This window comes from Streptomyces sp. HUAS 31, from assembly GCF_028198125.1.
In the GTDB taxonomy this organism is placed as follows: domain Bacteria; phylum Actinomycetota; class Actinomycetes; order Streptomycetales; family Streptomycetaceae; genus Streptomyces; species Streptomyces chartreusis.
Genome location: NZ_CP116353.1, coordinates 5833513 through 5857015, shown reverse-complemented (window position 1 = coordinate 5857015; position 23503 = coordinate 5833513). Strand labels below are relative to the sequence as shown.

General features: G+C 73.5%; 15 protein-coding genes. 5 read left to right on the top strand and 10 right to left on the bottom strand.

The annotated features are described in order from the left end of the window. Nucleotides 1-112: 112 nt before the first annotated feature. Nucleotides 113-940, top strand: coding sequence for a hypothetical protein (locus PGH47_RS26195; protein ID WP_271668151.1), 828 nt, complete (start codon nt 113-115; stop codon nt 938-940). Between the two features lie 156 nt (nt 941-1096). Here the strand turns inward: PGH47_RS26195 and pdxR are convergent, their stop codons facing one another. Further along, complete coding sequence (pdxR, locus tag PGH47_RS26190; RefSeq protein WP_271665449.1) at nt 1097-2491, bottom strand: MocR-like pyridoxine biosynthesis transcription factor PdxR; 1395 nt, start codon at nt 2489-2491, stop codon at nt 1097-1099. 47 nt (nt 2492-2538) lie between these two features. Between pdxR and PGH47_RS26185 the strand changes: the two genes are divergently transcribed. From PGH47_RS26185 to PGH47_RS26175, 3 genes are read left to right on the top strand one after another with little or no spacing between them, the layout of a single operon-like run. Further along, complete coding sequence (locus tag PGH47_RS26185) at nt 2539-3051, top strand: carboxymuconolactone decarboxylase family protein (protein ID WP_271665448.1); 513 nt, start codon at nt 2539-2541, stop codon at nt 3049-3051. Continuing rightward, nucleotides 3048-3494 carry a carboxymuconolactone decarboxylase family protein gene (locus PGH47_RS26180; protein WP_271665447.1) on the top strand — a complete coding sequence of 149 codons (447 nt, stop codon included), beginning with the start codon at nt 3048-3050 and terminating at the stop codon, nt 3492-3494. The genes PGH47_RS26185 and PGH47_RS26180 overlap by 4 nt, the downstream gene beginning before the upstream one ends. Continuing rightward, entirely contained in the window at nt 3491-4249 is a 759-nt protein-coding gene (locus PGH47_RS26175) for an isocitrate lyase/PEP mutase family protein (protein ID WP_271665446.1), read from the top strand. Before PGH47_RS26180 ends, PGH47_RS26175 begins: the two co-directional genes overlap by 4 nt. 4 nt (nt 4250-4253) lie before the next feature. Here PGH47_RS26175 and PGH47_RS26170 read toward each other — a convergent pair whose 3' ends face one another. From PGH47_RS26170 to PGH47_RS26150, 5 genes are all read right to left on the bottom strand, one after another. Then, on the bottom strand, nt 4254-5213 hold the full coding sequence (locus PGH47_RS26170) for an ABC transporter substrate-binding protein (RefSeq protein WP_271665445.1): 960 nt from the start codon (nt 5211-5213) through the stop codon (nt 4254-4256). Nucleotide 5214: 1 nt separating this feature from the next. After that, nucleotides 5215-7164: an ABC transporter permease gene (locus tag PGH47_RS26165; protein ID WP_271665444.1), complete on the bottom strand. Its 1950-nt coding sequence runs from the start codon at nt 7162-7164 to the stop codon at nt 5215-5217. Beyond that, a complete protein-coding gene (locus tag PGH47_RS26160) occupies nt 7164-8255 on the bottom strand; it encodes a quaternary amine ABC transporter ATP-binding protein (RefSeq protein ID WP_271665443.1) in 1092 nt (363 codons plus the stop codon). Before PGH47_RS26160 ends, PGH47_RS26165 begins: the two co-directional genes overlap by 1 nt. Continuing rightward, nucleotides 8255-9784, bottom strand: coding sequence for a GMC family oxidoreductase (locus tag PGH47_RS26155; RefSeq protein WP_126903616.1), 1530 nt, complete (start codon nt 9782-9784; stop codon nt 8255-8257). Before PGH47_RS26155 ends, PGH47_RS26160 begins: the two co-directional genes overlap by 1 nt. A 116-nt stretch (nt 9785-9900) precedes the next feature. After that, a complete protein-coding gene (locus PGH47_RS26150; protein WP_271665442.1) occupies nt 9901-11427 on the bottom strand; it encodes an aldehyde dehydrogenase family protein in 1527 nt (508 codons plus the stop codon). 186 nt (nt 11428-11613) lie between these two features. On the opposite strand from PGH47_RS26150, the gene PGH47_RS26145 reads away from it, so the two are divergent. Next, nucleotides 11614-12501 (top strand): helix-turn-helix domain-containing GNAT family N-acetyltransferase, encoded by an 888-nt coding sequence (locus PGH47_RS26145; RefSeq protein ID WP_271665441.1) that lies wholly within the window; start codon nt 11614-11616, stop codon nt 12499-12501. 9 nt (nt 12502-12510) lie between these two features. On the opposite strand, the gene PGH47_RS26140 is transcribed toward PGH47_RS26145, so the two are convergent. From PGH47_RS26140 to PGH47_RS26125, 4 genes are all read right to left on the bottom strand, one after another. Beyond that, complete coding sequence (locus PGH47_RS26140) at nt 12511-14526, bottom strand: hypothetical protein (protein WP_271665440.1); 2016 nt, start codon at nt 14524-14526, stop codon at nt 12511-12513. After that, nucleotides 14523-16682 (bottom strand): hypothetical protein, encoded by a 2160-nt coding sequence (locus tag PGH47_RS26135; protein ID WP_271665439.1) that lies wholly within the window; start codon nt 16680-16682, stop codon nt 14523-14525. The genes PGH47_RS26140 and PGH47_RS26135 overlap by 4 nt, the downstream gene beginning before the upstream one ends. 76 nt (nt 16683-16758) lie before the next feature. After that, a complete protein-coding gene (locus PGH47_RS26130) occupies nt 16759-19644 on the bottom strand; it encodes a hypothetical protein (protein WP_271665438.1) in 2886 nt (961 codons plus the stop codon). Then, nucleotides 19641-23462, bottom strand: coding sequence for a tubulin-like doman-containing protein (locus PGH47_RS26125; RefSeq protein ID WP_271665437.1), 3822 nt, complete (start codon nt 23460-23462; stop codon nt 19641-19643). The genes PGH47_RS26130 and PGH47_RS26125 overlap by 4 nt, the downstream gene beginning before the upstream one ends. Between the last annotated feature and the right edge of the window lie 41 nt (nt 23463-23503).

Here is a 23503-nt window from a genome sequence, read left to right as displayed (position 1 = left end):
TGTCTGGTTGTCCGTGGTTCGTCAGGCGGACAGCCTAGAGATCGGTGCGAGTGCGACTGTCGGCGGGGCTGTGGTTCTTCCGCTCACCTACAGTCGCCTTGTGCTGTTTGGGATGTTGTGTGCGCTGGCTGCGGCTGTCTGTTTCGGTACGGCGACCGTGTTGCAGGCGATGGCCGCGCGGACGGCGAGTGCGCAGGGAGGTCGCGGCGGCGAGGCGGGGGTGCTGCTGCGGGCGCTGCGGCAGTGGCGATATCTGGCCGGGCTCGGGCTGGACGGGCTCGGGTTCGTGTTCCAGGTCCTCGCGCTGCGGTCGATTCCGATCTACGCCGTCGGGGCGGCGCTGGCGTCCAGTCTCGCGGTGACGGCGGTGGTCGCGGCGCGGTTGCTGCGCGTGCGGTTGCGGCGGGCCGAGTGGGGCGCGGTGGGGGTGGTGTGTGCCGGGTTGGCGATGCTCGGGCTCTCGGCCGGGACGGAGGGGGACACCGGCGGGTCGGACGCGCTGAAGTTCTCGATGCTCGGGGTGGCGCTGGTCGTGCTGGGGGTGGGGCTGGCGGGTGGGCGCTTGCCGGAGCGTGGGCGGGGGCTGGTGCTCGGGCTGGCGGCCGGGTTCGGGTTCGGGGTGGTCGAGGTGGCGGTGCGGCTGATCGATTCGATGGCCGTGCCGGAGCTGTTGGGCAATCCGGCGACGTACGCGTTGCTGGTGGGGGGTGGGGCGGCGTTTCTGGCGCTGACCTCTGCGTTGCAGCGGGGGTCCGTGACGGTGGCCACGGCGGCGATGGTCATCGGGGAGACGGTGGGGCCGGCGCTGGTGGGGGTGGTGTGGCTGGGGGACCGGACCCGGGAGGGGCTGGCCTGGCTGGCTGTGCTGGGGTTCGTGGTGTCGGTGGCGGGGGCGCTCGCGTTGGCGCGGTTCGGTGAGGCGCCGGCGGAGGACAGGTGAGCGTGCGTTGTGGCTGAGGTCTGGGAGTTTCGCCCCCGCCGCCCCTACCCGCCCCGTCCCCGGGGCTGCCGCCCCGGACCCCGCATCGGCCTGAACGGCCTCGTCCTCAAACGCCGGACGGGCTGAAAAGACACGGACGTGCTGAGAAGACGGCACTCACGGCAGCACCCGGCACAGCGCCTCCAACGCCCCCGCCCACGCATGGTCCGGTGGTGTTCCGTAGCCCACGACCAGGGCGTCCAAAGGGTCCGTGGGTGATTTCTCGTGGCGGTAGGCCGTCAGGCCGTGCAGGGCCAGGCCCTGCCAGGTCGCGGCCCGCAGTACGGAGCGTTCCGTGCCGGGTGGGAGGCGCAGGACGGCGTGCAGGCCGGCCGCGATGCCGGTGACCCTGAGGTGGGGGGCTTGGGTGGACAGGGCTCGGACCAGGGCGTCGCGGCGGCGCCGGTAGCGCAGTCGGGCGGCGCGGACGTGGCGGTCGTAGGCGCCGGACCTGAGGAACTCGGCCAGGGTCAGCTGGTCCAGGACGCCGCAGGTGTCGGAGCCGCCCTTCGCCGCGGTCACCTCGTCCACCAGCGCGGGGGGCAATACCATCCAGCCCAGGCGCAGACCGGGGGCGAGGGACTTGCTGGCGGTGCCGAGGTAGACGACGTTGTCGGGGTCCAGGCCCTGGAGCGCGCCGACCGGCTGGCGGTCGTAGCGGAACTCGCCGTCGTAGTCGTCCTCCAGGACCAGTCCCCCGGTGCGGCGCGCCCAGTCCACCACCGTCGCGCGGCGGTCGCGGTGCAGTGGCACGCCCATCGGGAACTGGTGGGCGGGGGTGAGGAGTACGGCTCCCTGGGAGGTCAGCTCCGCCGGGTTCGTGCCCAGTTCGTCGAAGGGTAGGGGCCGGGTGGTCAGGCCGGCCGCCGTGAGCTGGTTCCAGTGCGGCGGGAGGCCGTACGACTCCACGGCCACCGTCCGCAGGCCGCGTGCCCGCAGCACCCTGCCGAGCAGTTGGAGGCCGTGCACGAAACCGGAGCACACCACGACGCGGCCGGGGTCGGCGCGCACGCCCCGCGCCCGGGCGAGGTAGCCGGCGAGGGCGGTGCGCAGTTCGGCGTGGCCGCGCGGGTCGCCGTAGCCGAGGGACCGGTTCGGGGCGGCCAGGAAGGCGCGGCGGGCAGCCCTGAGCCACTCCGCGCGAGGGAAGGCCGCCAGGGCCAGGTCGGGGGTGCCGGGGACCAGGTCGTAGGCAGGGCGGGCGCGCTCTGGGCGGGGCGCGGCGGCCGGGCCCGTCGGCGGGGTCACCGTGCGGTCGGCGACCCGGGTGCCAGAGCCCTGGCGGGCGGTGAGCCAGCCCTCGGCGACGAGTTCGGCGTACGCCTCGGCGACCGTGTTGCGGGCGATGCCGAGGTCGGCGGCGAGGGAGCGGGAGGACGGCAGGCGGGTGCCGGGGGCGAGGCGTGCGGTGCGCACCGCCTCGCGCAGTGCGTCGGTCAGGCCCCGGCGCAGGCCCCCTCCCGCCGGTTCCAGATGGAGGTCGACACCGAAAGCGGCCCAAGGTTTCGCCATGGAAGTGGACCATACTCCTGGGCTGCTTCGCTCCTAGGGTCGAGATCATGACGACGACCGAAGAGAGCACGGCGACGACCGTGGCGTACGCGACCGAACCGACCCCACGCCTCGACTGGGCCGCGCTCGCCCCCGACGTGTTCAAGGCGATGGTCCGGCTCGACGCGGTGGCCGGACGGGGACTCGAACCGGCCCTGCGCGAGCTGGTGAAGATCCGGGCCTCGCAGATCAACCACTGCGCGTTCTGCCTGGACATGCACAGCAAGGACGCGCTCGCGGCCGGTGAGAGCGTCGAGCGGATCGTGCAGCTGAGCGCGTGGGAGGAGTCGCGGCACTTCTACACCGAGCGGGAGCTCGCGGCCCTTGAGCTGACGGACGCCGTGACCGTGCTGACCGAGGGCTTCGTGCCGGACGAGGTCTACGAGCGGGCCGCCCGGCAGTTCGAGGAGGCCGAGCTGGCGCAGCTGATCGCGGCGATCAGCGTGATCAACGCGTGGAACCGGTTCGGCGTGACGTGCCGGCGCACTCCGGGGCACTACCAGCCGGGCCAGTTCCGGTGACGGTCCGCACCAGGCGGCTCGACGCCGGTGTCGCGCGGGCGATGTCGGCGGTCAGCGCCGCCGCGAAGAAGGGACTCGGCGACCCGGCCCTCGCCGAACTCGTCGTGCTCCGGGCCTCGCAGCTCAACCGGTGCGCGTTCTGTCTCGACATGCATCTCGCCGTCGCCCGGGAACTCGGAGTGGGCGAGCGGCAGTTGGACATGCTGGCGGCCTGGGAGGAGGCCGGGGACGTCTTCGACGAGCGGGAGCGGGCCGCGCTCGCGCTGACCGAGGCGATCACCGTACTCACGGACCGCTTCGTGCCCGATGATGTGTACGACCGGGCCGCGGCGCACTTCGACGGGCCGCGACTCGCCCATCTCGTCGGGCTGATCGTCGCCATCAACAACTGGAACCGGGTGATGGTCGCCCGCCGCATTCCACCAGGGGGATACACACCGTGACCGACAGCGTGGGCCGCACCGAGAGCAAGGTCGAGACCTTCCGCGCCCTGCACCGCCGCAAGGCACCCGGCGACCCGCTGGTCCTGCCGGGGCCCTGGGACGCCGCCTCCGCCCGGGTCTGCGTCGAGGCGGGATTCCCCGCGCTCGCGACGCCCAGCGCGGCGGTCGCCGCCGGCCTCGGGTACGAGGACGGGGACACCCCGGCCGACGAGATGTTCGCGGCGGTCGCGCGGATCGTCCGGGCGGTCGACGTGCCGGTGTCGGCGGACATCGAGGGCGGCTACGGGATCGCGCCCGGGGAGCTCGTGGAGCGGCTGCTGGAGACCGGCGCGGTGGGGTGCAACCTGGAGGACTCCGAGGGCGGTGTCCTCAAGGACCCGGGCGCGCACGCCGACTGGCTGGCCGAGGTGCGGCGCGCCGCCGCCGACCGGCTCTTCGTGAACGCCCGGATCGACACGTTCATCCGGGCCCCGGGTGACACCGACCCCAAGCAGGCCGCCGAGCAGGCCATCGAGCGGGCGGCGGCGTACGTCGCCGCGGGCGCCGACTGCGTGTACCCGATCGGCGCCCCCGTCGACGTACTGCCGCTGCTGCGGTCCGGCATCCAGGGGCCGATCAATGTGCACGGCACCGTGACCGGGGACCCCTCCTCCACCGCGCTCGGTGAACTCGGGGCCACCCGGATCACGTTCGGACCGGGACTTCAGCGCGAGACCGCGCGGGCGCTGCGCGGCCTCGCCGCGGGTCTGCGCTAGCGGTTCAGGACAGCCACGACTTCCACGTGGACTCGTGGCTGTCCGCCCACTTCTTCGCCGCCGCCTCGGGTGACAGCTTCTGCTCGGCGATCATCAGGGAGACCTCGTTCTGGTCCTCGGTCGTCCACTTGAACTTCTTCAGCAGGGCCGCCGCGTCACCGCCCGTCCTGGCGAAGTCGGCGTTGAGGTACTTCTGCAGCGGGGTGTGCGGATAGGCGCAGGCGACCTTCTCCGGGTCCGCGTCGCAGCCCTCCTTGTACGCGGGCAGCTTCACCTCGGTCATCGGGACCTTCTTGAACAGCCACTGGGGCTCGTACCAGTACGTCAGGAAGGGCTTCTCGGCCTTGGCGAACTGCTTGATCTGCGTGATCTGCGCGGCCTCGGAACCGGCGAACACCACCTGGTAGTCCAGGTCCAGGTTCTTCACCAGCGCCTTGTCGTTGGTGACGTAGGACGGCGAGCCGTCCATCAGCTGGCCCTTGCCGCCGCTCTCCGCGGTACGCATCTGATCGGCGTACTTGTCGAGGTTCTTCCAGTCGGTGACGTCCGGGTGCTTCTTCGCGAAGTACGTCGGGACGTACCAGCCGATGTGCCCGGTGACCCCGAGGCCACCGCCGGGCACGATCGTCTTCTTGTCCTTGACGTACCGCTCCTCCTGGTCCGGGTGGCCCCAGTCCTCCATGATCGCGTCGACCCGGCCCTGGCTGAGCGCGTCCCAGGCGGGGATCTCGTCGACCTGGACGGTGTCGACGCGGTAGCCGAGCTCGTGCTCCAGGAGGTACTGGGCGACGGCCACGTTGGCCTGCGCGCCCACCCAGGACTGCACGGACAGCGTCACGGTCTTCGCGCCCTGCGCATTGGCGAACGGCGAGGCCTGCTTGGTCATGTCGGCGGCGCCGCAGCCGGTCAGCAGGGCCAGCGAGGACACGCCGGCCACTACGGCGGTGGTGGTACGGATGCGCATGTCACGCTCCCTTCTTCGCGCGGCGTTCGGTGGGCTGGGTCACCCGGTCGAGCATCAGGCCGAGGCAGACGATCGCGGCACCGGCGACCAGGCCGGTCGCCAGGTCGCCCCGGGCGAGGCCGGCGACGACCTCGTAGCCGAGCGCGCCACCGCCGACCAGGCCGCCGATGATGACGACGGCGAGGACCAGGACCACGCCCTGGTTCACGGCGAGCAGCAACGCCGGGCGGGCCAGCGGGAGCTGGACCTGCCGCAGCTGCTGGGCGGGGGTCGCGCCGAGCGAGCGGGACGACTCCAGGGCGGCCGGGTCGACCTGGCGCAGGCCCTGGGTGGTGATGCGCACGACGGCGGGCAGCGCGTAGACGACGGCCGCCGCGACGGCCGGGGCACGGCCCACGCCGAACAGGGCCACCACCGGGATCAGGTACACGAACTGCGGCATCGTCTGGAAGACGTCCAGGACGGGGCGCAGCAGCCGCTCGACGCGGTCGCTGCGGGCCGCCGCGATGCCGGTCGCGAAGCCCAGGACCAGGGTGACGGCGACGGCCGCCAGGACCTGGGAGAGCGTGTCCAGGGACGGCTTCCACACACCGAGGACGCCGATCGCGGCCATGGCGAGCACGGCGGTCAGCGCGGTGCGCCAGGTGCCGATCAGCCAGGCCAGGGCGGCGACGATCAGCAGGACCGACCACCAGGGCAGCCACAGCAGGCCGTCGCGCACGGGGTCGAGGACCCAGGTGGTGAAGTGGGCCGCCCAGTCGGCGGTGCCGCCGACGACGGGGACGCCGGAGTAGAGGTGGTCCGTCATCCAGTCGACGGCACGGTTGACGGGCTCGGCGATGTTCAGGGCCCAGGCGTCGGGCCAGTCGAGGCGTCCGGTGAGACGTCCGGCGACGGCGACGGCCGCGGTGCCGGCGAGGGCGTACAGCCAGAGCCTGCGGCCGTTCGGGTGCGGTTCCTCGCCGAGCTTCTCCCCCGCCGCGCCGGTCACCCGGTCCAGGACCACGGCGAGCAGCACGATCGGGATGCCGGCCGCGAGCGCGGCGCCGACGTCGACCGAGGCGAGTGCCTGGTAGACGCGGTCACCGAGGCCGCCGGCGCCGATGACGGAGGCGATGACGGCCATCGACAGCGCCATCATGATCGTCTGGTTGAGGCCGAGGAGGAGTTCCTTGCGGGCCAGCGGGATGCGCGCGGTCAGCAGGCGCTGCCGTGCGGTGGTGCCGAGCGACTCGACGGCCTCCAGCACCTCCTTGTCGGCGCCGCGCAGACCGAGGGCGGTGAGGCGGGCCATCGGCGGGGCGGCGTAGACGACGGTGGCCAGGACGGCGGCGGGGACGCCGATGCCGAAGACCAGGACGACGGGCAGCAGGTAGGCGAAGGCGGGGAGCACCTGCATGGTGTCCAGGACGGGGCGCAGCAACCGGTCGAGCCGGTCGGACAGGCCGGCGGCGAGGCCCAGCAGCACGCCCACGACGACCGAGGCGAGGACCGCCACGACCATCAGCGCGAGGGTCTGCATGGTGGGCACCCACATGCCGAGGAACCCGCAGGCCAGGAAGGCGACACCGGTGCCGGCGGCGAGCCTGGGTCCTGCGACGCGCCAGGCGACGAGGGACGCGGCGGCGGTGACGCCCGCCCAGCCGGCCGCGAGCAGCACCAGGTACACGGCGCGTACGCAGATCACGACCGCGTTGCTGATGTGCCCGAGGAAGTAGATGAACAGCGGGTGGCTGTCACGGTTGTCGATGATCCAGTCGCTGACCCTGGTCAGCGGTTCGGAGACGTCGACGGTCAGCGCGCCCGGCCAGCTGCCGCTCGCCCAGCGGGCGTTGGCCAGCGGCACGAGGACCGCGGCGGCGAGTGCGAGCAGCAGGAGCTTGCGGGCGACGGGCTGCTTGAGGAAGCCGGGCAGGGCCGTGCGCGGGGCGTTGGCGGTGACGGTGGCCATCAAGCCACCTCCTCACGCTGCTCCGTCCCGGCCACGACGCCGAGGAGCCGTTCGTGGTCGACCACCCCGAGGCAGCGTCCCCCCTCCATGACGCGGGCCGGGGCACCGCTCCGTGCCACGGCCTCGATGGCCTCGGACACGGTCGCGTCCGGCGCGAGGGCGGGGCCGTTGCCGGCCTCGTCGGCCGAGGCGGCGCGCATGGCCGTACGGACCGTCAGGACCTGTTCGCGCGGGACGTCGCGGACGAACTCACGGACGTAGCCGTCGGCCGGGGAGCCCACGATCTCCTCCGGCGTGCCCAGCTGGACCACAGCGCCGTCGCGCATCAGGGCGATGCGGTCGCCGAGCTTGAGGGCCTCGCTGAGGTCATGGGTGATGAAGACCATCGTGCGGCCCTCCTCGCGGTGCAGCCGGACGACCTCCTCCTGCATGTCGCGCCGGATCAGCGGGTCGAGCGCGCTGAACGGCTCGTCGAAGAGCAGGACCTCGGGGTCCACGGCGAGGGCCCGCGCGAGGCCGACGCGCTGGCGCTGACCGCCGGAGAGCTGGCCGGGCCTGCGGTGCTCCATGCCCTCCAGGCCGACCTTGGCCACGACCGCGGCGGCCCGCTCGCGGCGCTCCGCCTTGCCGACGCCCTGGATCTCCAGGCCGTAGGCCACGTTGTCCAGGACGGTGCGGTGCGGGAGCAGGCCGAAGTGCTGGAAGACCATCGCGGCGCGGTGGCGGCGCAGTTCGCGCAGGCGGGTCTTGTCCATCGCGCGGACGTCCTCGCCGTCGATGGCTATGGTGCCGGCCGTCGGTTCTATGAGCCGGGTCAGACAGCGGACCAGGGTGGACTTGCCCGAGCCGGACAGGCCCATCACCACGAAGACCTCGCCCTTGCGGACGTCGAAGGACACGTCACGGACGGCCGCCGTGCAGCCGGTGCGTTCGCGCAGTGCGGCGGGGTCGAGCGCGGTCAGGTCCGGGTCGGCGGGGACCCGGTGGGCCTTGGGGCCGAACACCTTCCACAGGCCCTCGACGGAGAAGACCGGCTTCTCGGTCGGCGGCTTGCGGGTCTCGGGCGTCGTGCTGGGGGTAGTCGTACTCATCACGCCTCACCTCCGATCAGGTCGACGGCCCTCTCACCGACCATGAGCACCCCGATCATCGGGTTCACGGCGGTCATCGTCGGAAAGACAGAGGCGTCGGCGATACGAATTCCTTGCAGGCCGCGGATCCGCAACTGCGGGTCGACCACGGCGAGTTCGTCGTCGGCGGCGCCCATGCGACAGGTGCCGGCCGGGTGGTACACGGTGTGCGCGACCTTGCGCGCGTACTCGCTGAGCTCCTCGTCCCCGGTGACCTCCGGGCCGGGGCACACCTCGCGCTTGAGCCAGTTCGCCAGCGGTTCGGTCTTCGCGATCTCGCGGGCGATGCGGATGCCGTCGACGAGGGTGCGGCCGTCGTAGTCGTCCTCGTCGGTGAAGTAGCGGAAGTCGAGCGCGGGCTTCACGGACGGGTCGGCGCTGGTCAGGTACAGCCGGCCGCGGCTCTTGGGCTTGGGGATGTTCGGGGTCATCGAGACCCCGAACTCCGGCCGCTCGTAGCCCAGTCGCTCCGGGTTGTCCGTGAACGGGATCTGGTAGAAGTGGAACATCAGGTCGGGGCCCTGGTGTTCGGGGTCGCGGCGCACGAACAGGCCCGCGTCGGAGTCCATCGCGGAGTTCTCCGGGATCGGCCCGTCGGTCTCCCACACGATGACCGACTCGGGGTGGTCGAGCAGGTTCTCGCCGACGCCCGGCAGGTCGTGGACGACCGGGATGCCGAGCGCGGCCAGGTCCTTCTCGGGGCCGATGCCGGAGTGCATCAGCAGCCGGGGCGAGTCGACGGCGCCCGCGCACAGGACGACCTCGCGCCGGGCGCGGATCAGCTGCTCCTCGCCGTCCTTGGTGCGCACGTGCACGCCCTCGGCGCGGGTGCCGTTCAGCTCCAGCCGGTACGCCCAGGTCTCCAGCAGGATCGTGAGGTTGTCCCGCTCGTCCATCACCGGGTGCAGATACGCCACCGACGCCGAGGAGCGCTTGTTGTCCTCGGGGTGGTAGGCGAGGTCGAAGAAGCCGGCGCCCTCGGTGAAGGGCTGCTTGTTGAAGCCCTCGACGCGCGGCACGTCGAGCGCGCTCCGGGCGGCGTCGACGAAGTCGCGGGCGATGGCGTTCCGGTCCTTCTCGTCGACCGGGACGATGTTGTTCTTCAGCCGGGCGTAGTACGCCTCCATCGGGACCGCGCCCCAGCCCTTGGCGCCGGCCTGCTCCCACTCGTCCCAGTCGGACGGCAGCGGCTTGAAGGCGATCAGCGTGTTGTGCGAGGAGCAGCCGCCGAGCACGCGGGCGCGGCTGTGCCGGATGTGCGAGTTGCCGCGGGGCTGCTCGGTGGTCGGGTAGTCGTAGTCCAGCTCGCCGCCGAGCAGACCCATCCAGCGGCGCAGGGTGAGGACGTCGTCCCGGCCGACGTCGCTGGGGCCGCCCTCGATCACGGCGACGGTGGTGTCGGGGTTCTCGGTCAGCCGGGAGGCGATGACGGAACCTGCGGTGCCGCCGCCGATGACGACGTAGTCGTAGACGGGGGTGTTCTGGGACATGAGGGGGGTACTCCAGTGAATCGAGCGCCGCGAGGGGCTTGGTCCTTCGGGTGCGGGTGCGTCGTGGCTGGTCGCGCAGTTCCCCGCGCCCCTTGGTCGGCTGCGGTTGCCCGGAATCAGCCTGTGAACCAGCGGACCGGCTTCGGCGCGAGGTTCTGGTAGACGTGCTTGCTCTCGCGGTACTCGGCGAGTCCGGCGGGGCCGAGTTCGCGGCCCACGCCGCTCTTGCCGAAGCCGCCCCACTCCGCCTGCGGGAGGTAGGGGTGGAAGTCGTTGATCCAGACCGTGCCGTGGCGCAGCCGGCCGGCGACCCGGCGGGCCCGGCAGGCGTCGGCGGTCCACACGGCGCCGGCGAGGCCGTACTCGGTGTCGTTGGCGAGGGCGACGGCCTCTTCCTCGGTGCGGAAGGTCTCGACGGTGAGGACCGGGCCGAAGACCTCCTCGCGTACGACGCGCATGTCGCGGTGGCAGTGGTCGAGGAGGGTCGGCTCGTAGAAGTAGCCGCTCTCCGGGCGCTCCTCGGAGGGCCCGGGGCGCTTGCCGCCGGACCGCAGTACGGCGCCCTCCTTGAGCGCGGACTCGACGTACGCCTCGACCTTGGCGCGCTGCTGCTCGGAGACGAGCGGGCCGCACTCGACGCCGTCGGCGGTGCCGCGGCCGAGGCGGATCCGCTGGGCGCGGCGGGCGAGTTCGGCGACGAAGCGGTCCCGGAGGGACTCCTCGACGATCAGGCGGGCGCCCGCCGAGCAGACCTGGCCGCTGTGGATGAACGCGGCGTTGAGGGCCTGGTCGACGGCGGTGTCGAAGCCCTCGTCGGTGGCGCAGGCGTCGGCGAAGACGACGTTGGGGTTCTTGCCGCCGAGTTCGAGGGCGACCTTCTTGACGGTGGGCGCGGCGGCCTGGGCCACCTTGGTGCCGCTGATCAGGCCGCCGGTGAAGGAGACGAGGTCGACGTCGGGGTGCTCGGAGAGCCGGGCGCCGACGGAGTGGCCCGGGCCGGTGACGATGCCCGCGACGCCGGCCGGCAGGCCCGCCTCGACGAGCAGCTCGATCAGGGCGATCGTCGTCAGCGGGGTGATCTCGCTGGGCTTGACGACGAAGGTGTTGCCGGCGGCGAGCGCGGGCGCGATCTTCCAGCTGGCCTGGAGGAGCGGGTAGTTCCAGGGCGTGATCAGCGCGCACACGCCGACCGGCTCGTGGACGACGACGCTGTGGATGTCGGGCGAGCCCGCGTCGACGACCCGGCCGGGGGCCTCGGCGGCGACGAGGTCGGCGAAGTAGCGGAAGGCGTCGGCGACGCAGTCGATGTCGACCCGGCCCTCTTCGAGGGTCTTGCCGGCGTCACGGCTCTCCAGCAGGCCGAGCTTCTCGCGGTCGCGCACGAGCAGGTCGGCGACCCGGCGCAGCAGGGCGGCACGCTCGGCGACGGGCGTGAGCGGCCATTCGCCCCTTCCGCCGTCGAAGGCACGGCGAGCGGCCTCCACAGCCAGGTCGGTGTCCTTCTCGTCACCCTCCGCGACCACGGCGAAGGGCGTCGCGTCCGCGGGGTCGAGGATCTCGCGCGTCGCGCCGGAGACGGCCGACCGCCATTCCCCTCCGACGTGGATGGTGCCGCGCGCCTGGAGTTCCGTACTGTCCGCCATGATCGGTGTTGCCTTCCGTTCCTGTTCAGAGCCCCTGTGTCACACGTGTGTCACTCAGGGGGACCGAGTGCGCCTGCCCCCGGTGTACGGATGCATGCGCGATCCGCGGACGAAAGTGCGCTGTGTCACTGAACAGGGGCCGGATCCATGGACGCGGGAGGAACCTTTGACTAAAGTCAAAGAAATATGGAGCCAGTGTCGACGGAGCATGTGACGGCGTTGCGCCGTTTCAATCGGTACTTCACGCGCCGCATCGGTGTGCTGGACGATCACTACCTCGGCCAGAGCCGCCCGCTCGGTGAGGCCCGGCTGCTGTTCGAGATCGGGGACGGGATGTCCCTGCGCGAGCTCCGGAGCCGGCTCGGTCTGGACGCCGGTTATCTGAGCCGGATGGCCAAGGCGCTCCAGGCGCAGGGCATGGTCACGCTGAGCGCACACCCCGAGGACAGCCGGCTGCGCATGATCGAACCGACGGCGGCCGGGCGGGTGGAGGTCAAGGAACAGAACCGGCGGGCGAACCTGGTCGCCGCCGGGCTGCTCGACGGCCTCGGCGAACCGCAGCGCGCCGAGCTGGCCGGCGCGCTGGCCACCGCACAGCGCCTGCTGCGCCTCGCCAGCATCACCGTCGCCCTCGTCGACGGCGCCGCCCCGGACGCCCGGGCCTGCCTGGACGGCTACGCCGCCGACATCGACGGGCGGTTCCCCGAGGGGTTCGACAAGGACGACCTCGTGGCGCCGCAGGAGGTGTCCGGCGACGCCGGCGCGTTCTTCGTCGCGTACGAGGAGGACCGGCCGGTGGGCTGCGGCGCGCTACGGCGCCTCGAACCCGGTGTCGGCGAGATCCGGCACGTCTGGGTGCACCCCGCCGCCCGCCGCCTCGGCCTCGCCCGCCGGCTGCTCGACGCGCTCGAACAGGAGGCCGTGGCACGCCACTTGGGCGTTGTACGCCTCGACACCCACGCCGCGCTCACCGAGGCGCAGGCGATGTACCGGGCGTGCGGCTACACGGCCATCCCGGCGTACGACGACAACGTCTACGCCAGCCACTGGTTCGAGAAGCGGCTGGCGCCCTGAGCGGATCCGTCAGCTGAGGAACCAGACGATCACGATGATGATGGCGATCACGCAGAAGGAGAGGCCGCCCGCGAGCAGACAGCCCGCCGTGCCGAACCCTCCGGTGATCCTGGCCATGAACGACAGCTTCCCGAAGGACGGCGGCTGCGGCGGCGGGGTCATCGGCGCCGGCGCCGTGTGGGGCGACGGCAGTGACTCGGCGGGCGGCGCCGAGTGCGGCGGTTTGTCCATCCGCGTCAGCGCGTTCGACAGCAGCCGGCTCCACACCACAGGCGGCAGATCGGGGACCCGGCCGCCCGGCGGGTCGATGATGCTCTGCCGCAGCCAGTTGCCCGTGGTGGGATGCGGATCACGGCTCAACCGGTAGAGCAGTTCCTGTAGTTGGCGAAGATGACGCTCGTCCCTGGCCAGCGGCGCGACGGCCCAGGTGAACAGGCGGGCCGCCCGGGAGGCCCGGTCGGCTCCCGATCTGCCGTCCGCGCCCGCCCCGTGCGGCGTGAAGTACAGGCCGTTCTCCAGCACTTCGGCGCACAGCGCGTGCCGCAGCTCCAGCGACCGCCCGTCCGCCCGGTGCGGCTCCCCCAGCACGTCCAGGAGCAATTCCACGGACTGCGGCGGGATCTCACGCGTGCGCAGCTCGTGCACCAGCACCTCGTCGGGCTGCCTGCGCAGCTCCGCCAGCAGCACGCTCTGCCCCATGACGTCGCCGCGCCGGTGGCCGCACAGCTCCCGGTGCAGCTCGGGCTGGTGGAGGGAGTGCGGAGGGGCGGTGGGGGGAGGCGGTGGTGGTGGCACGGGGGCGGAGTTCGCGTGTGGGTGCGCGTACGGAGGCGTGTGCGGGTGCGGGGGCGGAGGCGTGTGCGGGCGGGCGTACGGGTCCGCGCGGGGCACCGGAGGTGGCTCCTGGCGCGGCTCGGCGTAGGACTCCGTGTGCGGCTCGGCGTAGGACTCCGTGTACGGCTCCGTGTACGCGGTCGCGTACGGCTCCGAGGCGACGGCGGCCGGCGCCGGGTCCCGGTCCCACTCGGGGGCCTCCACCGGCTCCTGGGGTTCCCTCGTCCGGGGCGTGGGCGCCGGCGCCGGGATCCGGGTGCCGTTCGGCGGTGTGCGGTCGGTGCCGAGGATCTCCTTGAGGCGGGCCCGGCGGCGTTCCCAGTCCAGCGCCGCGCCGCCGCGCAGTTCGTCGGTCAGCTGCGGCACACCCGCGTCCGCCTCCGGGTGCGCGAGCACATGCCGTACGAGTTCGGAGCCCGCCCAGAGCTCGAACCTGGAGTTGGCCGGCCTGCCTCCCCTGACCCGGGCCAGCGGCCCGGAGCCGCCGGTGTCCGGCTCCCAGCGCGGGACGGACGTGAGCCGCAGGGGGTGACTGTCCGCCGTGTCGTAGGTGGCGAAGGTCCACTGCTGCTCCAGCCACGGGCCGAAGAGCAGGAACAGCCCGAGGTAGACCAGCGGCACCTCTTCCTGGTCCGGCCAGCCCGGGTGCCCCTTCCCCTCCATCAGCAGCGACAGCCGCTGGGTGGGGTCGCGCAGCCACTCCGCCGCGGTCAGGGTCAGCGCGTGCTTGACCGACGGCAGCCGGTCCAGCATCTGCGGCAACCGCTTGAGCGCCAGCGCGTCGAGCTTCGCGCTCTCCACCGGGTCCTGCTTCCCGGAGGCCGACTCGGCCTTCTCCCGGCTGCCCCAGCCGCCGTACGCGAGTCCGAGGCACTGGCGCACCTTCAGGGTGCCGCGGTCACCGACCAGGACATGGCTGACGGTGCTCGGCCGTCCGCCCCGGTCGGTGGTGGGCCAGCGCCGGACGAGCAGCACGGCGCCGTCGCCGGACAGCGTGCGCACGACACTCGGGCGGGCGGCCGCCGCTCCGGACACCCACAGCAACGGGCCCAGTTCCCGGCCGAGTTCCTCGGCGCGCTCGGCGTCGCAGGAGTGGGCGACGGCGTTCATGCCGGTGCCCTGACGGCCGTGGTTGCCGTCCCAGCGGTAGACGACCTGCTGTACCGGTTCCCGGTCCTGGAAGTCGTTCACTGATGTTCCCCTCCCTCGGACCCCTCGGGCTCCTCGGTCCCTTCCGGCGTCTCGAATCCCTCGGCCTGTCCGGCCCGCCCGGCTTCCTCCCACGGCACCGCCTCCAGAGCCGGCGCCTCCCCCACCGCCAGCGCGTCGGCACCGCCCGGCACCTGGATCAGTCCGTGCAGGGCGAACAGCGACAGCAGCGGCTCCAGCACCCGCCGGGGTCCGGCCCCCGCGGGATAGCGGCCCTGGTCCTCCTGGCCGCCGGTGGCCGACGCGGCGTGCAGGGTGCACCGGCGGATCGCGTCGAACGGGCGCAGCCACGCCTGGCCCGCGTGCCGGCGCAGCAGCCCGTACAGGTCCCGGCTCTCCTCGCGGATCAGCGCCGGGTCCAGCGCGGCGGCCTGCGGCCGGGTCAGCCACCGGTCGACGGGCGGCTGGAACCTGAGCAGGTCGGCCTTGCCGAGCACCATCGCGGCCGGCACGTCCAGATACCCGCCGCTCTTCGGAAGCCGGTCCAGGACCGTGCCGAAGGCGAGGTCGCCGTCCCGGTTCACCTCCACGCCCAGGCGCTCCCTGGCGTGGTCGAGCTGCGGCAGCGGCAGGGCCAGCGCCGGGTCGACGACGAAGACCAGGGCGTCGACGCCGAGCAGGAAGCGCAGCGCCGCGTCGGTGCGGACGAGGTCCTCGCCGCCGAGGTCGAAGAAGGCGACCGGGCGCACCTGCCCGCGCGCGTCGGTGATCAGCAGCGACTCCACGAAGCGGGCGAAGTCGTCCATGCCGAGGGCCGGGGTGTGGTCCAGGACCTTGCCGCTGCGCAGCGGCTGCACCCGGTCGCGCACGAACCGGGCGTGCTGCTCGGGATTGACGGACTGCCACTTCAGGCCGAACGGCTCCAGACCGCCGTCGGTGATCGCCGCGATCATCTGGGTCAGCAGATGGCTCTTGCCGGTGGAGGACTGACCGACCATCGCGACGGTCAGCGGTCGGCCGTACGTCAGATAGGGCACCGGGATGTAGTGCGCGGGGAACTCCGGGTCCGCCGTGCACTTCTGGACCGCGCCGCGCATGATGTCGGTCCGCCGGACGGGGTTGTTGATGCCCTTGAGGTCCAGCGGCTTGTACTGCATCCGGCTGTCGGTGACGAACAGCTTGCCGAGGTCGAGCCGGATCGACTCCAGGCAGTACGGGCAGAGCACCTCGGCACCGGTCTGCTCGGACCCCGATCCCGCGCGCGAACGGGCGGCGGGCGCCTGCCGTTTGAGCCGCAGCGCCTCCTCGAAGGCGTCGTGGTGCGGGCGGGTCTCGTCCGGGGGCACCGCGAGCCGGACCCGGCGGGCGGCACCCGGCGCCACCAGGTCCAGGACCTGTGCGGGCGTCGGCCGGTCGGCCGCCCGCGGCGCGAAGGCGTCCCGCAGCGTCTGGTCGAGCTTGCGGTGATCGCCCAGGTCGGCGGGCGGCCGGTCGGCGGGGCCGGGCCGCCCGGTCGCCAGCCGGTACAGCACCTGGGCCGCGCTCCACACCGCGTCGCGGGGGTCGGCGAGCCCCTCGCCGCCGCGCTGTTCGGGCGGGCAGAAGGGCGACCGGCCCCACGGGCGGCGCGGCCGTCCGATCCGGGTCACCGACTCCAGCCCCCACAGCTGGACCTTCGCGCCGTCCCAGAGAACGGAGGCGGGCGAGATGCCGCGCGGCACCAGACCCTGGCCCTCCAGCAGACACAGGGCCAGCATCAGGTCGCGGGTGAAGACCTCCTGGTCGGCCGCGCCCATCACATGGATCCGCGATACGGCGGTGCCGCGCGGCGGTTCGTACAGCAGGAACGGCTCGGCCGTGTCCAGCTCGTGGCCGATGAGCCGCGGGAAGAGCGCCGCGTACTCCGTGTCGCCGAGCACCTGGAGCAGCTGTACGGCGGCGGACGCCTCGGTGTCCAGCAGGGCGCGCGCCGCCGGGTTCGCCGCGTCCTTGGCGCTCAGCCGTACCTGCACGCACTGCTGGCCCTCGTCGTCGAGCACGGCCTTGCGCAGCAGTTGGGGCAGCAGCCGGTCACGGCGGAACTCCCGGCCGACCCGCACCGGGGTGACGCGCCGGCGCCCCGACGGCACGGTGAAGCCGAGCTTGTCCGGAGGCGGCCCGCCCGGCCCCGACGGACGGGAGTGCGTGGTGCTGGTCACCGGCGGTCCTTTCGTTCGTGCAGGTGCGGCGGGCCGCAGGGGTCCGTGCGCGGCGGTACGGGACGCGGAGTGCCGCTCACCAGCGATCGCCGTCCCCTCGGTCGCCGCCCTCACGGCCGCCGTCCGCGCGCTCGCCGGAGCCGGCCCAGTCATCCGAGGCCAGCCAGTCGTCGGAGTCCGCGCGGTCGCCGTCGTAGGAGGACGTGCGGTCGTCGGCGTAGGCCTCCGCCCGGTCGTACGGGTTCGTCGCCTCGGTCAGGTCGTAGGAGCCGGACCTGTCGTACGAGTCGGCCCGGTCATAGGCGTCGGCCCGGTCATAGGGGTCGGCCCGGTCATAGCTCTCGTCGTAGGAGCCGGTCCGCTCGTACGGGTTGGCCGTGCCGTACTGCTCCGCCCTCGCCGTGTCCGGGTCCGTGCCGTCGGGGCCGGAGCCGTGCCGGGCGCGGACGGTGTGCACGACGCCGACCCGCAGCGGGGTGAGCCGCACCAGTCCGGCGTAGCGGCCCGACGACGTCCACAGGACCTGCTCCGGGTGCACCGAACCGCTCGCCCGCCAGGACCTCTCGACCTCGTCGCGTACGGCGCCCGGGGCGAACCGGAGCCAGGTCGCGGACGCCGGGTCGCGGCTGAGCAGCGTGCCCTGCTCGGGGGTGGACAGCTGCACCACCGCCTGCCGGTCGGCGTCCGCGCCGACCAGTTCGGCCAGTCCGTGCGGGTCGGTGCCGAGCAGGTTCGCCGAGGTGGCGCGGACACGGCGCGGGGCGGCGAACGGCGGCGGCGCCAGCACCCCGTTGTGCTGGAGGTGATGGCGGGCCGTGGACAGCAGCTCGCGGACCCGCTCCTCGGTGCGCCGCACGGCACGCGCGCCGGCCTGCCCGCGCTCGACGGCGCCCCAGTAGTGCTTCATGGCCTCCAGGGCGGCGTCCGTCAGATCGGCGGACAGGGTGGCGACGAGCTCCGGCCCGCCCTCACCGCTCTCCCGCTCCAGCCAGCGCGGCACCTCCTTGGGACGGTCCCCCCAGCCGGTCCCGGCGCCCTTCGTCCGCTCCCGGTCCCCGTCCCGGCCCTTGTCCTCGCCGGAGTCGTCCCACTGCTCGCCGTCCTCCCAGGCGTACATGCTCGCCCAGTCGCCGTCCCCGTCCTCGGCCCCGGCGTAGGCGTCGTCCGGTTCGAGGTCGGGGTCGCTGGAGAGCCAGTCGTCGTCGCCGTGCGCGCCGGCACCGGACGCCGCGCCGGACGCGAGCCGCGCCGGCTCGGGCACGGCCTCCGCCTCCGCCGCGGCCGCCGTCGCCCGCAGCATCCCGGCGACGGAGCGGGCGGCGTCGGCGCAGTACAGGCGCTCCTCGACGGCCCAGTGCTCGCGGACCGCCTCGGCCAGCAGGCCGTCCAGACCGTCGAGGGCCCGGCGCAGTACGGCGGTCGTGTGCCCCGGGGCCCAGGCCGCGGCCGCCGCCCGCCACAGCCGGCGTGCGGTCTCCACCGCGATCCCGAGTCCGGTCAGCAGCCCGATCGTGCCCATCCAGACCGGCGAGTCGGTCGCGTACCCCACCCCCGCGCCGACCGCGGCGCCGCAGAACGCCGCGACCCTCGGCGCGACGGCCCAGCGGCCGGGACGCCCCGCGCCCCGCAACCGGACCGCCCCGAGCATCGCCATGCCGACGAACAGCAGCGGCACGAGGACCGCGAGGGCGAGGAACGGCCCCGACCACAGCGCGCCGAGCAGGCCCGCGCCGGCCGCCGCCAGCGGTCCGGCCACCGGCACCCCGGGCACCTCGGGGCCGGCCGCTCCCGCCGTCTGCCGGGCCACCGACTCGGCGGAGTGCGGGGCGAGTTTCGGCAGCAGGGCCGAGCCCGGCAGCGGCTCCACGCGGCCGGCGAGTCCGGTGAAGCGCTGCGCGACCGAGCGCAGGGCGAGGCCCTGGCCCAGCAGCTTCAGGGCGAACTCCCGCAGCCCCTCGCCGATCCGCTCGCCCATGCCCTCGGCCGAGGGCACCCGCAGCCCGAGGGCCGCCAGCCGGGTCGCCGACTCGGCGGCGGACGGTGCCGTGCCGCCGCCGCTGCGCAGGGCCGTGGCGACGAGGTCCCGGTAGTTGTCGAGCGCCTTGCGCGCCTGGTCGACCTCCGTCTCGAACGTTTCCCGGCGGGAGGCCCGGAGCAGGCCGGGCAGGGTGCGCAGCCCGGCCATCGCGTCGTCGGCGTAGTCGAGGGCGTCCGCGCAGGCCCGGTAGGCGTCGTCGGCGATGCCGCCGGGTTCCCGGTGTCCCAGGTCCCGGTCCCGGCGGCCGGCCACCAACCCCCGCAGCGGCTCCGGGAGATCGGCTCCGGAGGAGGCGGTCAGGACCACGTCAGGCGCCAGGTCGTCGTCCGCCCCGGCGAACCGGGTGAGCGCGTCGCGCCAGGCCCGGTCGCGCACCTCGGGCGGCAGGTCCTGCTCCAGCAGCCGTACGCCTGGCGCGGCGACGGCTCCGGGCAGCGCCTGGATGCCGTCGAGCACGCCGAGGTAGACGTCCGGGACGGACAGGGCGTCCACCAGGACCGCCAGTGCGTCCGGGTCGTCGGGGGCGGGCTGCTCCAGCGCGGTGCGGGCGGAGCGCAGGTCGCCGGCCCACAGCAGCCCGCTGCCCGAGGCCCGCAGCACCGAGGGGCGCAGCAGCCGGCGGTCGGGCTGGTAGCCGCCTTCCTCACCGGCGAAGGAGCCCGGCGCGCTGCCCACCAGCAGGACGAGCAGCCGGACCTCGCCCACCGCCCGGTAGCCGGTGAGCAGTTCGTACTGCGTCTGGTGGTCGTTGAGCCCGGCCGGGGTGTCGACCACCAGGAACAGCGGGTCGTCCGGTTCGGGCAGCCCGGCCCGGCCCAGCTCCTGGGCGACCCTGGCCCGCAGCGCCGAGGGGCTGTGCAGTGCGGCGGCACCGGCGCGCAGGTCCAGGTGGATGACGGTGCGGAAGGCCTGAGGCGTGCTCACTGCGCGTCACCGTCCCAGGGGTTGCTGCGGCCGGAGTCGCCGGACCCGTCCTCGGCGCCCCAGGTGCGGCCCCGGCGCGGGTCGGCGGGCTCCTCCTCGTCCCAGGGCGCCCGCCGCCGGCCGCGCTGTTCGTCACGCCCGTCCGCGCCCCTGCGGTCGCCGAGGTCGGGATCGACGTAGTCGTCACGCCGGCGGCTGCCGGCGGAACCGCCGTATCCGTCGCCGTCGCCGGCCGCACGGCCGTACCCCTCGCGGTCGCCGCCCGAACTGCCGTAGTCCTCCCGGCTGCCGCCCGAACGCCCGTAGCCCTCGCGGTCGCCGCCCGAACTGCCGTAGTCCTCCCGGCTGCCGCCCGAACGTCCGTAGTCCTCCCGGTCGCCGCTCGGCCTGCCGTGGTCCCCACCGCCCTCGTGACGGCTGCCCGGGCGGGAGCCCGTCGTGCCGTCGCGGCGGTCGCCCCAGCCCTCGCGGCTCTCCCGTTCCGTCTCACCGCGTTCGTCGCCGTAGCGGCGGCCGGAGTCGTACGACCTGCCTTCGCCGGACGGCGGCCCGTCGTGGTCGTCGCCCCGCCCTCGGCCGCCCGGCGGGACCGGTGTCGTGCCCCAGTCGTCCTCGTCGGTCGACGGGCGGCGGGGCGGCGCGTAGTCCTCGCGGGAGCGGGGGTCGGCCGGGCTGCCGTCGCGGACGTGTTCCAGCAGGGTGCGCAGGGTCGGCTGGACCGCGCGCTGGTCGCCGAACTCGGTGTCCAGCGCGGCGGGCAGGGTCTCAGCCCAGAACTCCCACAGCGGGCGCACCCAGCCCTCGACCCGCTCGCCGCCCTGCTCCCGGCGCTCCGCCAGCAGCTCCAGCTGGCGCGGGGCGACCTTCTCGACGAGGTCGACGAAGAGCGGGTGCGGCTCGCTGCCGGCCCGGGCCAGGCCGACCGGCTGGGCCCCCATCAGCTCACGGCAGTAGTCCTCGACGATCCGCTCGTCGTCCAGGACCGTCCAGCGCTCGTACGCCCGCATCAGCTCGGCCCAGCTGGACACCCCGCCGGGGAAGTCCCCGAGCCGCAGCCGTACGCCGGGGACGTGCGCGCCCTTCTCGGGGTGCAGCCGCAGCCGGATCCGGTCCGGGGAGGACGGGTCGCCGTCGACGACGTCCACCTGTCCGTTCCACATGCAGCACAGCAGGCGGTGCAGGATGACGCGGCGGTCCTCCTCGCTGCTGACCATCCAGCTGTCCCGGTAGCCGAGCCGCTGCCGCCACCGCAGGACGTCCTGGGCCTGCTCGGAGTCCTTGGCCCGCGCCCACTGGCGCAGTACCTTGCGGGCCTCGGGCACCTGGGTGAGGCTCATCTCGCTGCGGAACAGGACGACGGTGATGGAGTCGCTGTCCACGCCCCGGTACTCCACGGAGTTCTTCGCGTCCGAGGGCAGCCGCAGCGTCTTGCCGAGGAACTCCTGCACCTCCTCCACGGCCTGAACCCGCGGATAGGTGACCAGGACGCGGAGGAGTCCGGTGCCCTCGGGGGTGAATCCGACCGGCAGCAGTCCGGTCAGCTTCCGGCCGAACAGGTCGAGGGCCTCCTTGCTGACCTGGTCCTTGGCATCCGCGTCCCCGGCCGCCGCGGCCAGCAGCGTGCCCATCGACGGCAGCAGCGGCCGCTCCTCCAGGTGCGCCCCGCTCTCGGCGAACAGCCGGGTGATCCGGGCCTCCAGCTGCCCCTTGACCCGGGCCACCGAGCCCTCCGGGTCGCGCCGGCTGAGCCCGTGGACCTGCCGCCAGGTGTCGCCGTCGACCAGCTTGAGCAGCAGCGCCGACTCGTCGTCGTTCTCGCGCAGTCCCTCCCGGCGGATCAGCCGGGTGACGACGTCCTCGTAGAAGTGGTTGAGGGTGCGCTGCGGCGGCAGCAGATACGAGATGCCGGTGCGGTCCTCGTACAGTTCGAGGCCCTTCTGCTGGGCGCTCTTGCGTTCCTGGTCGCTGTGCCGGCGGAAGGCGCCGACCAGCCGGCCGAGGTCGGTACCGGCCGCGTCGGCCTGCGGCTGCCAGTGCATCTGCTGCTCGCGCCAGGCCTCGTGCCAGACCAGCCGGCAGCGCCACTGGTACCAGGCGTTCTGCTCCTCGATGGCGGCCTGGACGTCGTCGTCGCCCCAGCGGGCGGGCGCCAGGCCCCCCAACTGGCCCTTGATCCGGGGGATCTTGGGCGGCTGCTCGGTCACCCCGGGCGGGCGCTGCGGGGTGCGGGCGCGATGGTCCAGCATGCCGAGGAAGCCGAGCCGGGCGATGGGTTCCTCGCTGTCCGGGACGCCCCTGACGATGCGTTCGGCGAGGAAGGGGTCCACGGTCTGGAGCAGCTTGTCGATGGCGGGGCGGGGGGCGAACCGGTCGGCCATCGCGATGGCCGCGCGCTCCGCCTCGGACCGCAGGTCGGACAGCAGCCGCTGCATGTCCGCGATGCGTTCGCCGAGCGCCTGCTCGATGCTGCGGCCCCCGCGCGGCAGCGGATCGGGCTCGGGCACCGGCAACTGCCTGCGTTCCCACAGCTCTTCGAGGTGGGAGTCGGCGAACAGCTGCCGGATCATCGGCACCGCCTCGTCCCGCAGCGCCGCGCGCGGCGCCTCCACGAGGTCGGTGACCGCGAGCCGCAGCAGCCGTCCGGCCACCAGGTCGGCGAGTTGGTCCATGGGCGCGGTCATGGAGGCGACCAGGCTGGTGGACACGCCTTGGCGGCCGATGCCGGTCGGTGACACGGCGCTGCGTTGCACGCCGCGGTTGATGAAGCTGGCCGCGAAGGTCTGGAAGTCGTCGTCGGCGGCCGTCTTCCGGCCCCGGGCGCGGCCGTCGCCCAGTTCGGTGCCGATCAGCGACATCACCAGGGACACGATGGAGCGGCGCAGGTCGTCGGCGCGGATGCCGGCGGTGGGGCTGAACAGGAACGCGGTGGGCAGGATGCCGGTGCGCAGCCGGATCGGGGTGGCTCCGGGGTAGCGGACGCCGAGCCCGAGTTCCTGGTCGAGGTCGCCGATCTCGTGGCCCTCGGAGGGCGCGTTCTGCGTGTCCACCAGCCGGAACAGGTCGACCAGGGAGCGGGCCGCGTTCAGCTCCGCCTCGCGTCCGCCGCCGGTCGCCGCGGAGAACGACGACGGCATGACGACGAGCGGGTAGATCTTCACGCCGTCGAAGCGGCGCAGCTGGAAGGCGTGGTTGATGAGGTGCAGATAGTCGAGGAAGATCCCGGCGCCGGTGCCGCCGGCCACCGAGAAGGCGACGAACACGTCGCAGCCGTTGACCTTGCCGCCGCCGAGTTCGCTCAGTTCGCCCGCCGACTTGGCGATCGCGTCGATGGCCTGGAGCAGCGGTTCCAGGACCGGGCCGAGGCCGTGCCGCAGCGTGGCGAACAGGGCCGCCCGGCCGACGGTGGGCAGTTGGCCGGCGCCGGCGTGCAGCGGGGTGACCTTGGGCTCGTCCATGCGCGGCGGCAGCCAGTCGGCGACCTCGTCGCGCAGCACCGCCCGGAGCATCTTGGTCACTTCCGGGGAGGCGTCGAAGTTCGGCAGCAGGTTGTGGGTGGCCCGGGAGGTCCGGGCGTACGCGGCCCGCAGCGACGGGTCCACGTTGAACTGCGGCAGCCGCTGGAGGTCGCTCTCGCTGTAGTCGGCGTACACGAACTGGAGGCAGTCGGGCAGTTGGAACGGGGCGTGGCCGCTCTGCCGGTGCAGCGCCATGCCGTCCGGTCCGCACAGCTCGGCGCGCAGTCTGCGTTCCAGTTCGGCACCGACCAGTCCCCCGGTGCCGCCCAGGCCGACGAACATCATCGGCTGGAAGATCTTCATGGTTTCCTCCCCGCTGTACGGCCGACGGGGGCCGCAGGTCT

Bases quoted from the DNA above. Each gene is read 5' to 3' on its own strand.
- PGH47_RS26170 (WP_271665445.1), bottom strand. From the start codon at position 5,213: ATGCGCATCCGTACCACCACCGCCGTAGTGGCCGGCGTGTCCTCGCTG.
- PGH47_RS26185 (WP_271665448.1), top strand. From the start codon at position 2,539: ATGACGACGACCGAAGAGAGCACGGCGACGACCGTGGCGTACGCGACC.
- pdxR (WP_271665449.1), bottom strand. From the start codon at position 2,491: ATGGCGAAACCTTGGGCCGCTTTCGGTGTCGACCTCCATCTGGAACCG.
- PGH47_RS26150 (WP_271665442.1), bottom strand. From the start codon at position 11,427: ATGGCGGACAGTACGGAACTCCAGGCGCGCGGCACCATCCACGTCGGA.
- PGH47_RS26155 (WP_126903616.1), bottom strand. From the start codon at position 9,784: ATGTCCCAGAACACCCCCGTCTACGACTACGTCGTCATCGGCGGCGGC.
- PGH47_RS26145 (WP_271665441.1), top strand. From the start codon at position 11,614: ATGGAGCCAGTGTCGACGGAGCATGTGACGGCGTTGCGCCGTTTCAAT.
- PGH47_RS26160 (WP_271665443.1), bottom strand. From the start codon at position 8,255: ATGAGTACGACTACCCCCAGCACGACGCCCGAGACCCGCAAGCCGCCG.
- PGH47_RS26195 (WP_271668151.1), top strand. From the start codon at position 113: ATGTTGTGTGCGCTGGCTGCGGCTGTCTGTTTCGGTACGGCGACCGTG.
- PGH47_RS26165 (WP_271665444.1), bottom strand. From the start codon at position 7,164: ATGGCCACCGTCACCGCCAACGCCCCGCGCACGGCCCTGCCCGGCTTC.
- PGH47_RS26125 (WP_271665437.1), bottom strand. From the start codon at position 23,462: ATGAAGATCTTCCAGCCGATGATGTTCGTCGGCCTGGGCGGCACCGGG.